Source organism: Pseudomonadota bacterium (assembly GCA_036141575.1).
GTDB lineage: Bacteria > Pseudomonadota > Alphaproteobacteria > UBA2136 > JAPKEQ01 > JAPKEQ01.
Genome location: JAYZXF010000007.1, coordinates 1 through 13879, shown reverse-complemented (window position 1 = coordinate 13879; position 13879 = coordinate 1). Strand labels below are relative to the sequence as shown.

At 44.7% G+C, this 13879-nt stretch carries 11 protein-coding genes; 9 read left to right on the top strand and 2 right to left on the bottom strand.

What is annotated here, in order from left to right; translation table 11 throughout:
- Positions 1-115 precede the first annotated feature (115 nt).
- From VX730_03805 to VX730_03775, 7 genes are all read left to right on the top strand, one after another.
- Entirely contained in the window at positions 116-1051 is a 936-nt protein-coding gene (locus VX730_03805) for an alcohol dehydrogenase catalytic domain-containing protein (GenBank protein ID MEC9291506.1), read from the top strand.
- A complete protein-coding gene (asnB, locus tag VX730_03800; protein MEC9291505.1) occupies positions 1026-2924 on the top strand; it encodes an asparagine synthase (glutamine-hydrolyzing) in 1899 nt (632 codons plus the stop codon). Before VX730_03805 ends, asnB begins: the two co-directional genes overlap by 26 nt.
- A gap of 2 nt (positions 2925-2926) precedes the next feature.
- On the top strand, positions 2927-3700 hold the full coding sequence (locus VX730_03795) for a class I SAM-dependent methyltransferase (protein MEC9291504.1): 774 nt from the start codon (positions 2927-2929) through the stop codon (positions 3698-3700).
- A 6-nt stretch (positions 3701-3706) separates the two neighbouring features.
- Entirely contained in the window at positions 3707-6565 is a 2859-nt protein-coding gene (locus VX730_03790) for a non-ribosomal peptide synthetase (protein ID MEC9291503.1), read from the top strand.
- Entirely contained in the window at positions 6562-7074 is a 513-nt protein-coding gene (locus VX730_03785; GenBank protein ID MEC9291502.1) for an AAA family ATPase, read from the top strand. The genes VX730_03790 and VX730_03785 overlap by 4 nt, the downstream gene beginning before the upstream one ends.
- 106 nt (positions 7075-7180) lie before the next feature.
- Entirely contained in the window at positions 7181-7963 is a 783-nt protein-coding gene (locus tag VX730_03780; GenBank protein MEC9291501.1) for an outer membrane protein OmpK, read from the top strand.
- Between the two features lie 136 nt (positions 7964-8099).
- Positions 8100-8363 carry a hypothetical protein gene (locus VX730_03775; GenBank protein ID MEC9291500.1) on the top strand — a complete coding sequence of 88 codons (264 nt, stop codon included), beginning with the start codon at positions 8100-8102 and terminating at the stop codon, positions 8361-8363.
- A gap of 129 nt (positions 8364-8492) precedes the next feature.
- Here the strand turns inward: VX730_03775 and VX730_03770 are convergent, their stop codons facing one another.
- Together VX730_03770 and VX730_03765 are read right to left on the bottom strand one after the other, a co-directional pair.
- Positions 8493-9851 (bottom strand): sodium:proton antiporter, encoded by a 1359-nt coding sequence (locus VX730_03770; protein MEC9291499.1) that lies wholly within the window; start codon positions 9849-9851, stop codon positions 8493-8495.
- Positions 9852-10146: 295 nt separating this feature from the next.
- Positions 10147-10698 (bottom strand): acyl-CoA thioesterase, encoded by a 552-nt coding sequence (locus VX730_03765; GenBank protein MEC9291498.1) that lies wholly within the window; start codon positions 10696-10698, stop codon positions 10147-10149.
- A gap of 184 nt (positions 10699-10882) precedes the next feature.
- Here VX730_03765 and VX730_03760 point away from each other — a divergent pair, with 184 nt between their 5' ends.
- Both VX730_03760 and VX730_03755 read left to right on the top strand, forming a co-directional pair.
- Positions 10883-13468 (top strand): hypothetical protein, encoded by a 2586-nt coding sequence (locus VX730_03760; protein MEC9291497.1) that lies wholly within the window; start codon positions 10883-10885, stop codon positions 13466-13468.
- A gap of 73 nt (positions 13469-13541) precedes the next feature.
- A partial coding sequence (locus tag VX730_03755; GenBank protein MEC9291496.1) for an SCO family protein occupies positions 13542-13879 on the top strand: 338 nt, incomplete at its 3' end.

Below are 13879 nucleotides of genomic sequence, written 5' to 3'. Positions count from 1 at the left end.
GTGTAAGTGTGTTTTATATAGGCAGACTGGCCGTTTTTTTAAAAACATAGGTTGAAATAATTAAAAAAATTCTTAGAATTTTACTCAGTTAACGATTTATAAAAAGGATCCTTCAGTGAAAGCTGTTCAAAAAGTCGGTTCAAAAGTTTCAGTCAATCAGGTTGATATGCCAAAAGTGTCTTCGCCAAATGATGTTGTTGTGCAAATTGCACTCACAGGGCTGTGCCGTACAGATGTCTATGCAGCCAGAGGGCAAATTGATCGCGTGATTGATCCGCTGGTGCTTGGGCATGAGTTTTCTGGAACCGTGACGGACGTTGGGACTGATGTAAGCCATGTGAAAGTGGGGGATCGCGTAACATGCATGCCGATTATTGCTTGTGGAGAATGCCCAACATGTGCGCGCGGCACACCTGAGTGCTGCCCACACAGCACAATGCTGGGGATTGATCACCAAGGGGCTTTTGCAGAGTATGTGTGTGTGCCCGGCAGATCCATTTTTAAACTTCCAGATCATGTAAGCTTTATGATGGGTGCTTATATGGAGCCTATTGCGGCATCTTATGCGGTTACAAAAGCAGGGATTCAGCCATCAGATAAAGGCATTGTGTTTGGCAGTAACCGTATTTCTGAATTAACGCTGCACATTCTTGAAGCCTGTGGCTTTACAGATGTGGGCATGAAGGATTCAGAAGAAGAGCTGGAAGATAATAGCCTCGATTTTGCAGTAGAAACTTTGGCTGATGATAGAACCATGGAAAAGCTCATTAGAGCCGTAAAGCCGCAAGGCATTATTGTGATTAAAAGCCGTAAGTACCCACCAGTGGGTGTTGTGTTTAATGATATTGTTCGCAAAGAGCTGAAACTCATTGGCACAAACTATGGCTCCTTTGAAGAGTGCATTCAGATGGCAGCTGATGGAAAACTCAAATCTGTTGAGAAGCTTTGGGGACCAGTACACCCGCTAGAAAACTTTGAAGAGGTCTTCTCAAGCGAAGAGGATAAAAAGCAATTCCTAAGTGCGTATGGCTCTGATGTGTGGGATCGTTAGTTATTATAGCCCTTCTGGGGTCAATCAAAGGCGCGTAGAAGCGTCTTTAGATGTGATTTCTCATCGCGGCCCTGATGGTATGGGTACGTGGCTTTCTGAAGATGCCACAGTGGCGCTTGGCCATGCACGACTCAGCATCGTAGATTTACATGCGGGGGCACAGCCTCTCTTTAATGAAGATCAAAGTATTGTGGCTGTGGTCAATGGTGAGCTCTATGACGATGCACGCATACGTACTGAACTTGAGCGTAAAGGCCATAAGTTTCAAAGTCAGTCTGATAGTGAAATTCTTATTCATCTATATGAAGAACATGGCACAGCGTGTTTGAAGCATCTAAGAGGTGAGTTTGCTTTTGTTCTTTATGATAGAAAAAGAGAGATGTTCTTTGCGGGGCGTGATCGCTTTGGTATTAAGCCGCTGCATTATTATATGGGACAAGGCGGTGAACTGTACCTTGCGTCTGAAGCTAAATCTCTCTTTGCCTACGGGGTAGAAGCTAAGTGGGACCATGACTCATTTTTACAGGCCACAACACTTCAGTATCAGCCGCAAGGGCGTACAATGTTTGCTGGAGTTTCTCAGCTTAAGCCTGGGCATTATTTAGTAGCAAACAAAGGCAAGGTTCAGATTCAAAAGTATTGGGATATTGATTTCCCTCTTCAAAATGATGAGCTCCCTGAGGATGGTTTGGTTGAGCAGTGTCGAGATATTTTTGAAGAATCTGTGAAATTGCGTATGCGTTCAGATGTACCAATTTGTTGCCACTTAAGCGGTGGTTTAGATTCAAGCTCTGTACTTGGAACTGTGTCTAAGTTTTCAAATAAGCCTGTCGATTGCTTTACGGTCAGCTTTGAAGCAGGCGTATATGACGAGCTGGATATTGCTAAAGAAACAGCCGAATTTTTAGGGGCCAATTTACATGTGGTACCTGTAAGTGGTGATGCCATTGTAGAACATATGGCTGATGCTGTTTATATGAGTGAAGGCCTCGCTATTAATGGGCACCTTTCTGCAAAGTATCTTTTAAGTAAAGCCATTCGTGATGCGGGTTTTAAAGTGGTACTTGGTGGTGAGGGGGCTGATGAAGCCCTAGCGGGTTATTCACACCTCAGAACAGATTTATTTACAGAGCAAGATCAAGGTGATGAAAAACTAGATGAGCTCTTTAAGAATAACCCTGTGACCGCTGGTGTGCACATTGCGTATGGTGAAGCCCTACCTATGGATGCGGTACAAAAGAGCCTTGGCTATGTTCCTGCATTTCTTGAAGCTAAATCAGCAATGGGGGCACGTTTTAGACCGATACTTTCTGAGGGTGTTTCAACTGATTACTTTGCCGAAGTTATGCAGGATACAGACGTGTCTGGGCAGCTGACAGGGCGCAGCCGAGTGGATCAGTCTTCTTACCTTTGGACCAAGTACACGCTTGCCAATTACATTTTAAGAACTTTGGGAGATGGCACAGAAATGGCGCACTCAGTTGAAGGCCGTGTCCCGTTCTTAGATCATCATTTCTTTGAGTTTGCTGCAAAGGTTCCACTGACGATGAAAATTCGCGATGAAATGGAAAAACATGTGCTACGTGAAGCGGCTAAAGATGTACTGACGCCAACAGTTTACAAACGCCAGAAGCAAGCCTTTATGGCACCACCAGTGAGCCGTTTTACATCTGGCCGTATGAAAGAGTTTATGAGAGATACGCTCAGCAGTGAATCCTTTAAAGGGTTCTCTCTGATCAATCAAAAGGCACTCTTAGATCTGCTGGATAAAACAGAAAAAATGACGCCTGTTGAACAAACCGCTTATGAACCTGTACTGATGCTATCTCTGACAGCAGCATTGATGCATGACAAATTTAATATGGGAGTATAACCATGACTGGAACAGCAAAAGCAGAAAACTGGTGGGCAGATTTTTACGATGATGTATTTGCGGATGTGATGCTTGAGCATGAAGTGCATGACCCTGAATATAAAACAACAATTTCATTCTTAGAAAAAGAGCTACGCTTAAAAGCAGGCGATACTGTATTTGACCAATGCTGTGGTGTTGGGGCTGTAAGTATGGGCCTGGCACGCACAGGGATGAAGCTGATTGGTGTGGATCAGTGTGATGCGTACATTCAGCGTGCAAAAGGTAAGGCTGCAGGTGAAAGCGTGCAAGCCGATTTTTATACAGGAGATGCTTTTGAATTTATGCCTGAAGAGACTTGTGACGCCGCCTTTAACTGGTACACAAGTTTTGGCTACTCACAAAGCGATGCGCAAAATAAAGAGATGCTGAAACGCTCTTATGAATCCCTTAAAGAAGGGGGTAGGTTTGCGCTTGATTTTACCAACACGGTAGATGTGCTCATTCAAAATAAGCCATGTAAGGTGGTGCGTCGAGAAACGCCTTACGGAGAGGTGATGCTGGTTCGTGAGTATGACATGGATATTGAAACGGGTATGTTTAAACAGGTTTGGACCTTTGTTTTGCCAGATGGCACGAAGAAGGTTCATACAGGTGGGGCAAAAATGTATTTGCCAAGTCGTATCCGTGAGCTTTTGCAAGAGGTTGGGTTTAAAAATATTCACGTATATGGTGGCGTCAACCATGAAAAGCTAACCGCTCATATGCCGCGCGCTATTTTTATTTGTGAGAAGTAAAGCATTATGTTTGTAAATGCTCTTCAAAAGGTTGTTCAACAGTACCCAAGTACTCTGGCGATTGTACAAGGAGACGATGCTATCAGCTATGCTGAGCTATGGGACCGTGCGCGACTGATTGGTGGCTATTTAAAACAGCAGGGCGTAAGTGCAGAAGATGTGGTTGGATTGTACTTTCATAAGTCAATTGGTTACCTAGAGGCTATGCTTGGAGTGTGGATGACAGGGGCTGCTTTTGTACCGATTGATCCAAATTTGCCTGAAGAGCGTCAGAGCTTTATGAAGCAAGATGCAGGCGTAAAAATTATCCTGTCTCCTGAGAGTGAGTATGGAGATGAGTCTCTTACGGAACCCGTTCAAGGGCAGCTACATGACCTGGCCTATCTTATTTATACCTCTGGTTCAACAGGAACACCTAAAGGCGTAATGGTTGAGCATGTGGGGCTTTTAAATATTCTAAATGCTCAAATAGAAAAGTTTGAGTACTTCGCAGGAGCGCAAGCGCTCTTTTATCTCTCTCATAGTTTTGATGCCTCTATCTCAGATATTGGAACAGCACTTCTTTCCGGTTCTACATTACATATTGAACCCGTGTGTAAGCTTCAAAATATAGAAGAGTTTTATGAGATCGTTTCTTCTAAGCAGGTTACGCATATTGATTTACCGCCATCTTTTTTGAAACTATTGGACCCTCAGCGTGTTTCAGAAAGTTTAAAGAGTGTGGTGATTGGCGGGGAAGTGCCAGATGCTGAAACCGTGAAGTTATGGTCTCAGCGTGTCAACCTTGTGAATGTTTACGGGCCAACAGAGGCAACCATTTGCACCAGTATGGTGAGATGTACGCCTGATTGGACTGTTCCTGATATTGGGGCTGTTGTGCCCAATATGGCATATCATGTTTTTGATGAGAATGGAGAGCCTGCACGCGAGGGCGAGCTCTATATAAGTGGCGTGCAACTGGCGAGGGGCTATCAAAATCGTGAAGATTTAACAGCAGAAAAATTCCCGATCATTGAGGGGAAACGCTATTACCGTACAGGGGATAAAGTTGAGCAGTTAGAAGACGGTCGCATTATCTTTCATGGTCGTATAGACAGGCAAGTGAAGATACGTGGCCAGCTTGTTGAGCTTGAAGAAGTTGAACAAGCTCTTATGAGCTGTCCTCAAGTGAAACGTTGCGCGGTTGTCAAACGTGGCGTATCAAAAACAGCTTTAAGAGAGCAACTTGTTGGGTTTGTTCAGCCAAGTGGTGCAGATCTTTCTATTGATGAGTTACGCGAGTCTTTACGCCAAAAGTTACCCAAGTGGATGGTGCCATATCGTTTTGAAGTGATGAAAGAGCTTCCGCATACGGTGACAGGTAAGGTGGATAGTAAGCAGCTTGAAAAGGTTCCGTTGGTTTTATCTGATAGAGATACTTTGCAGACAGAGGCAGAGCGTAAGCTTGCAAGCGTATGGAAAGATGTTTTGGGCGTTGAGTCTCTCTCGTCTACAGGTCACTTTTTTGAGGTTGGTGGGGATTCTCTCGCGGCTTTAGATTTATCTATTCAAGCAGGAAAAGTCGGGTGGCATATTTCACCAACATTGGTGGCAGCCAAGCCTGTTTTAAAAGATATGGCAGAAGCTTTAGAACATCAGAATGATATGCTGCACACGGGTGGTATGCCAGCAAGCCTTTTGGAAGGCAAAGTCTCATCTATTTTGGAGGATATCTTACCTCTTAACATGCAGCCTGTTTCAAGCATTCAAAAACACGTTTTGCTCACTGGGGCAACAGGCTTTCTTGGAGCAAGAATGCTTTGGGAGATTTTGAATGGGACTGCGGTACAGGTTTATACGCTTGTGCGTGCAAAAGATACAGAGGCCGCTCTGCAGAGAATTCAAGCTGCTCTACAGGTGCAAAACCTTAAGCTCACAGAAGCGCAATGGCAGCGTGTGGTACCTGTTTGTGGGGATATTACGCAAGAGCATCTTGGGTTAAATGAGAACGTTTGGGGCGATTTAACATCCAAAGTGGATAGCGTGTATCACTGCGCGGCCCATGTGAATACAGTTCTGCCTTATGAAGCTTTAGAAGCGTCTAATGTTCAGGGCGTGCAGCACATTGTAGAGTTCTGTGTGAGGGGGCAAAGCAAGCATTTGCATTATGCCTCCACCCTATCAGTATTTGTGGCAACAGATCAAAACACAGGAACTGTTTATGAGTCTGATGATCTGTCTTCTACCAAGGTTGTTTACGGTGGTTATGCGCAAACAAAATGGGTAAGTGATCGCCTTCTCTGTTTGTTGAAAAAGGCGGGCATGCCGGTTTCAATTTATCGCTTTGGTTTGATTACTGGAGATAGAACTCATGGCGTATCGGCAAAATCAGATTTTATCAATATGTTCTTTGCGGGCATGAGGTCTCTAGCTGTGTATCCAGAGGGCGTGCAGGATCAGCTGTATATTGATATCACCCCTTGTGATTATGCTTCAAAAGCCTTCTTTAAGTTGGCGTTTAAACAGCAGGCAGGGACATACCATGTCGCGAATAAACAAGGGGCAAGCCTGAACCAACTGTTAAGCGCTTTGAAGACGCATGGTGTAACCTTAAGTGCCCTCTCGCAAGAAGACTGGGCTGCAAAAGTGTCTTCACTCACTGAAATGTCACCTGAAGAATCGGCATCTTATCTTGCGCTGTGCCGTGCAGATGAAACATTGTTTAAAAACTATCGTACTATGGATCTATTCCAAGCAACGGGTATATCATTTGATATAGCGGAGGCATCAACTTTGCTTGCGCATGAAGAGGGATGTCCTGAAGTCACACCGGAGCTTCTTGAAACTTATGCAAAGTTTGCACTCTTTGGAAAGGTTGCATCATGACCGTAAAAGTTTGTGTGTTTGGGCCAGAATCTACAGGTAAATCTACGCTTGTTAAAAATTTGGCAGAGCACTTTAACGCGCCCATGGTTCCAGAGTATGCAGAGCAGCTCATTCGTGAACAGGACGGTGATATCTCATACCCGGATATGCGTAAGATTGCCGAAGGGCAACTGAAACTGGTTGCTCAGGCCCTTGAAAGTGAGCCCCAACTCTTAATTTGTGATACTGACCTCATCACCACAACAATCTGGAGCCATAAACTTTTTGGCAAGTGTGATCCATGGATTGAGGATGGGGTAAAAAAGCAGTCTTATGATTTATACCTGCTGCTTGATGTGGATGTTCCTTGGGTGGATGATACGCACAGGTACCTTCCTGAAGATCGAAAAGACTTTTTTAATGTCTGTCAAAAGCGTTTAGAGGAATACGGTTGCGCGTATAAAATTATCAGCGGCTCATTTGCAGAAAGGCAGGAAAAGGCTGTGTCTGCAATTCGTCACATGCTTTAAGAAAAGTTCTGTTATGCCTCCATTGAGATCTAGAAATTTTGGTGCCATTCCCCCTTTGTGCTAGGCTTTTTCTATTCAACTTTTAAATAGGTATGGCACTCATAATATGAATACGTTTTTCGCGGCGGCAGCATCTGTTCTTTTCTCTTTCAATGTATGGGCAGGGGACGTGTTCCACTGGCAAAAGAATGAAGTGCACTTACAGTACGGTACACTGGATAGGCCATACACAGGTGGCCTTGATCAAGAGACCTTTATTACCACGTTCCAGCATGTTGATGGTTGGAAGTACGGTAACAACTTCTTCTTTATCGATTTTATTGAGGGCGATGACTCTGGCAGTGATATCTACTTTGAAGGTCTTGCCAACTTTAGTCTTGGAAAAATCTTAGATAAAGAAATCACTTACGGCCCGATTAAGGACGTAGGTGTTGTGGCAGGTCTGAACTGGGCCAAGGATGCTAAAGTGTATAAGTATATTCCTGGTGTGCGTGTTTCTTGGGATGTGCCGGGCTTTACCTTCTTTAATACAGACCTTGCTGCTTATATTGATAATAGCCGCGGCGTTGCTGCAGGTGGCACACCTTCACAAGATAACAGTTTCATTTTTGATGTAAGTTTTGCCTATCCCTTTGAGCTTTCTGAAAAGCATAAGTTTAGCGTAGAAGGCCATGTAGAGTACATTGGCGCGCGTGATAATGAATTTGGTAATGAAGTAAAAGAGCATATTCTGGCGCAACCTCAGTTTAGGTACGATATTGGCCATGCTCTCTTTGGTAAAACAGATCGCGTATTTGCTGGTATTGAGTATCAATACTGGATGAACAAGCTCGGTGATGATGGCACGGATGAATCTGCGATTCAGGCCCTTTTGGTTGGTCGTTTTTAATCTACTTCTGCCCTTACATCCTCTACGTGTGTTTTTCTATTGCCTTTTAGGGCCAGTTTGCGTATGTTCCGCGAGTCGATAAGTTAGACATTATCTCGTACCTTCCTTTTTTCTCTCTTTCTTGAGGAGCATATTCATGCTGAAAAAACTTGTCCTTGCTGCAACTTTTGCTTTTGCACTCTTGTCTTCTGTGACGCCTGCATCAGCCTTCCAGTCGAGCTATTATGTTGATAGCTGGGGGAATCACCGCTTGGATATCGGCAATGATAGCCCGTATTATCTGTACTGCCAGATTCGTGGTAGCAACGGTACTTGGGGCAATGCAACCATCCCGCCTTGGACGAGTGCTTGGTTCTATATTTATGGTGCAAGCCATAGCTATTGGAATTGCTGGCACTAAATGCATCTGAAAACGAATTTAAAAAAAGCCCGCAGATGTGGGCTTTTTTCTATGTAGTAGAAGTTTTAAAAAGCCTTTAATCAAAAAGCGCCCCTAGGGGCGCTTTTCTTTTTCGATTTATTGCGGAGGTTAGTCTTCCGCTTTTTCTTTTTTCGGCTTTGGGGCACGTTCCTCAGCGGTTGCTTTGGGCAGTGCGCGCTTAATGACCGACTCCATGGTGAGGCCCTGAATAAAGATAGACGAGGCCACCACGATAAAGGTAATGGCAAGCATCACGTCCCGTGCGGGACTCATCGGCAGCATCATCACCATCGCAAAAGAGATGGTGCCACGCATGCCGCCCCAAACCAGAATCGGCAGGGAGCCTTCTGTGAACGTCTCCATGTCGTGCTTTTCCAAAAATTTAATGGTTTTGGTAACAGCCACGTAGCGGGCAATCAGCACAAAGATGCTGGTGAGAACACCGGCAACCACATAGATGAAGTTCAACTCCAGAATCACAAGCATCATGCCCATCAGCACAAATAGCAGGGTGACGAGGAACTCGTCAATCAGTTCCCAGATATTGGCAATTTCTGTACGCGCAGCCCAAGTAAGTTTGTTGGTTTTGCGTCCGTTGTTGCCGATAAACAGGCCTGCAATCACGACGGTCATTGGCATGTTGGGGCCAATTCCGTATGCGTTGGTGGGGCCGTTGGTCAACAGGACCGCAACTAGAACAAGGCTGATGGTAATGAAGAGCTCAATGATGAGGTCGGTGTTGTGGTGCAAGAGCCAGCATGCGACTTGCCCGAGGACAAGACCGATGATGACAGCGCCGCCAATTTCAACAAAGGGCAAAGCCAGTAGCTGAAGAATGCTCAGGTCATGGATACCAGTGACACCACCAGCAACAGCATGGGTACCAGAAACAGCACCTGCCAGAGCCAAGAACAAAATAACCGAGACGCCGTCGTTAAACAGAGATTCACCGGAAATTTTTGCACTAAGCTTACGGGGCACGTTGAGCTTTTTGAGTAGCGAGCTGACCACAACAGGGTCAGTGGGCATCAAAATGGCACCAAGCAACCAACAGTGCAGAAAGCTGAGCGGGAAGCCAAACAGCAGCACCATAATCCACAGCATCATGCCAAGCATGAGTGAGCTTGCAAGCACGCCAACTGTGGAGAGGGCGCCAATGGCCCAGCGGTGGTCTTTCAGGTAGGCCACATTCACCTTGAGTGCGCCTGCAAACAGCAGGAAGGGCAGCACCCAGTTCATAAGCAGGTTAGGAAAGTCCATAACATGCACAAGGTTGGTGATGTGGTCCGTGACATCAATCACGCCAAACCAGCTGAGTAGCAGAAAGCCAAAACTGGTCATAACGGCTGAAAGCATCAAGCCAATGGTGGGGTGAAGTTTAAGGATCTTCTTGTTGAAGATAAGTAGAGCTGTTGTGAGAACAACGAGTAGGGTTACAGCGTTAAGGCCAAGCAATAATACCTCCATATTCTCATGGCGCCTTGCGGTGGCTTTTTACTTTTTATGACTGCTCAAGTACGCCTTGTACTCTTTGCAGCCATAAAAGAACAAAAATCCATCCACAATTCACTCATGAGGTGAGTTAAGGGTGGGGAGAGTTGTACCTTGAAAATAAAGGCATAACTCGAAGTGAATGTACGTTAAACGTACGCTAAAAAACGTAATACTCGGTTATTAAGTAGAAATTCACCAGCCAGAACGGCTATTAGCTTCTTTATTTATGAACTTAGTTTAACAAAGTGGAACGAGTGCTGTCAAGCTGCTATTTTGATTGCTCTTTTTCTTGTGGAGGCACGGCAAGGAGCTTCTCAATTTGCTTTTGACTCTTGGCAAGCTCTGAGAGTTCTCTTTCTTCGTAAGGGATATTCATGGCAGCAAATGTTGCTGATGTAGAAGAGGAGCCTTTTCCGCGCTGTTTGAAGCGACCTTTAATGCTGCCTTCGGCAATAATATGGCCACCTTTCATGAACTTTTGTGTCATGTAGAAATCTTTATCATCCCATGATTCAATGTGGGAGATCATTTCAAAGCGTTCAAAGAGCTGTAGGGAGCGTCTAAATCGGATGCTTTCAGAGGTCACAACTGGGTAGTAGCCTTGGCGGAAAAGCTTCCAGAAAATGCCAGCGCGAATCATGAGGTCAATACGGCCAAGGTCCATGATAGAAAAGTATCGGCCATTATTCATGTGGAAGTTCAGGTCGAGGTCCATTGGATTTACAATAAAGCGACTTGTGCAGGGATCAAATGGTCCTTGAGGTTTTTTGATGATCAGCCTTGTCAGAAGGAGGATGATAAATCTAAAAAAGAGGTTCATGTGCCTAAATGCCTTATTATTGTTTAAGCCATTCTATTCAAAGTTAAAAGGGATGTCATCTTCTGATGTGTTCTTTTTGCATGGAGGTCCATAAGGAATATGAGGAAAAAGGACTGTGTAATTTGCAGGCGTATGCTTGCTGGTTTAGACTTGTAAGCAAAATAAGAATTGCAAGAGGGGTATTATGAAGCATCAATCTATTCTGAAAATGAGTGGTATTTTAGGCATAATTTTGGCTTCCAGTCAGGCTTATGCGATCTGTCCTGCAGCACCTGTAGGGACAGCAGCAGATCCGGTTTTACAGCTTAAATTAAATGCTGATAGTAATTCTTCTTTTGGTGCAGCAAACGTTTTTGATTCTACTGAAGAAGGTGCTCTTGTTTGGAACGATGCGGCCAATGCAGTTGCCTATTGTGATGGGAATAACTGGATTACACTTGGTGGCGGCGGCGGAGATGCTGACACATTAGACGGAATTGATAGTCCATCCTTTGTGCGCTCAGACGCTAATGATGATATTAATGCGCACACAGAGTGGCAAGATAACATGGATGTGCGCCTCGGTACGGATGCAGATTTTCGTATGGACTTTAACGGTACAAATACCATTATGAGAAGTTATGCACATGGCGCCCAAATTTTACTGCAAGGTGAGGATGCAGGTGGCACAAACCGTACTTTGCTGACATTAGACCCTGATGATAACACGCATTTTTACTACCAAGGTGAAGAGAAACTAAGAACAGTGAATGCTGGTGTTGATGTATCAGGCACTGTGATTGCGGATGATGCTGCAGTTGGTAATTCAGATGCAGATGGTGCGTTGACTGTAACTGGAGGTGCTGATATTGCAGCTGTTAATACAGTTGGACAAGGTTCTATTGTCTTGCAAGATAGTGCAGCCGATACATCTGGGTGGAAACTACGCCTAGATCCAAATGAAATGCAGGCTTCTAATAATAATGCTCCAGGGTCTTTTGCAATTAACCCGTTTGGAGGGCAAGTTTACCTTGGTAGTACAAGTGCCTCTGCAACAATTTCGATTCGTGGGAACCGTCTACAAGATGTCGCAAACCCAACGGCGTCTGATGATGCAGCAACAAAGGCTTATGTGGATGGTTTGGTAGGTGACGCAGATACGGTTGATGGGCTTCATGCATCGGCATTTATTCGCTCAGATGCTGCGGATAACGTAACAGCGCACACAGAATGGCAAGACAACCAAAATGTCCGCCTTGGTAATGATGCTGACTTTAGAATGTGGTTTAATGGAACAGATACATATATGAGAAGCTATCTGCACGGAGCACGCTTTTACCTTGGGGGTGAAGATGCAGCCGGGACGAACCGTAACATGCTTTATTTTGATCCAGATGACCGCTTGAGTGTCTACTATAATGGCTCAGAGAAAATGCGCACGTCTACTGCTGGTTTACAAGTGTTTGGCCGTATTACGGGATTAAATGATCCAACAGGCGCACAAGATGCCGCAACCAAAGCTTATGTTGATGCGCAAATTGGTGGTAATACAAATGCAGACACCGTTGATGGGCTTCATGCATCATCTTTCCTTCGTAGTAATGCAGATGACTCCACCACAGGTAACCTCGCGTTTACCAGTGGCCATGGTAAGGGGTTGAAGTTCTGGAATAGTGATTCTTACAAAATTTATATGTCATCAGCTGCTGATGCGACATGGGGTGGAAATCTCGATGGGACTTCTGATTACAACATGTACTTTCGTATGAATGGTGGCACAAACCGTGGTTTTGTCTTTAGAAACAATACAACCAATGTGGCACAAATTGATGCGAATGGTACGTTGTGGATGACTGGCTCGGGGCAAATTAATAACCCAGATCGTATTCTGTTAAAAAATAAAGAACCTGATAACCTTGGAGCTGATGGTGAACTTGCATTTGATTCCTCTCGTGGTTTGATTTTATACCGTACACAAACGATTGGTGATGAAAGTGGGGCTGGTGGTTATACCGTTCTTGATACCTCTAACATTGCAGCAGGACCAGGTATTACACTCACAAATACAGCTGCAACCATTACAGGTACACAGGCCATTACTATTGGCACAGCTAATGTAGATGCCACAACAGTTGATGGACTTGATTCTTCAGCATTTATTCGTGCCAATGCCAATGATAATGTGACAGGTCATACAGAGTGGCAGGATAATATGCAGGTTCGTTTTGGTAATGATGCTGACTTTAGAATTTTCCACGATGCAACCAATCATGTTATTCGAGGGTATAAGCACGGTACGCCAATTTATATTCAGGCTGAAAACGGCAGTGGTACTAACCGTACAATGATTTTTGCAGATCCTGATAACAAAGTATCGCTCTACCATGCTGGATCAGCAAAGCTTGAAACAGCAAGCCATGGTGTGATTGTTAATGGTAGAATTACAGGCCTGTCTGACCCGACAGCCGCGCAGAATGCAGCAACCAAAAGCTACGTGGATACGCGTGTCGATGATCGCCGTATGACCTGTACAACAGTAAGATGGGACCAAGGACTGGAGCGTCCTGGATCAGGAGGAAACAGGTATATGGTCTATAATGATGCCATTTCTGTAAACCGCCGCTGTCAAGAGCTTGGTTATGCAATGGGGGTGCCACGCGATACGTTTACTCATGCTCAGTGGTGTGTGTATAGTAATGCACGTACTGCAAGGTGGCAGCAGGGCGCATGGGTGAACATGGCATGCCAATCTTCAGCTTCAGTAGAAGAGGCGCGTTGCTGTAAAAACTAACGCAGTTCTTCTTGGAATAATATCTGTAAAATGCTACACATCATGTGTAGCATTTTATTTTAAAGGAGCTCTTATGCGCAAAATTATTGGTCAGCACAAATACACATTTCTAAGCCTTGTGCTTATTTGCATGATGTACCTCATTTATAGTCAGTACTACACGCCAGAAAGCCTTGCACAAAAGGCAGGAACAATGATTGCTGGAGATGAGCATAGTGCTGCAGCAGGCCACATGGGGCAGGGTAGTCCAATTATTGGTGGTGAGTTTTCTTTATACAGCCATGAAGCAAAGCCTTTTACACAAGAAGACCTTAAGGGTAAATACAGCCTCATCTACTTTGGCTTTACATACTGCCCAGATATCTGCCCAACAGGCCTTCAAGCGATGTCAGATGCTTACGCAGATCTACC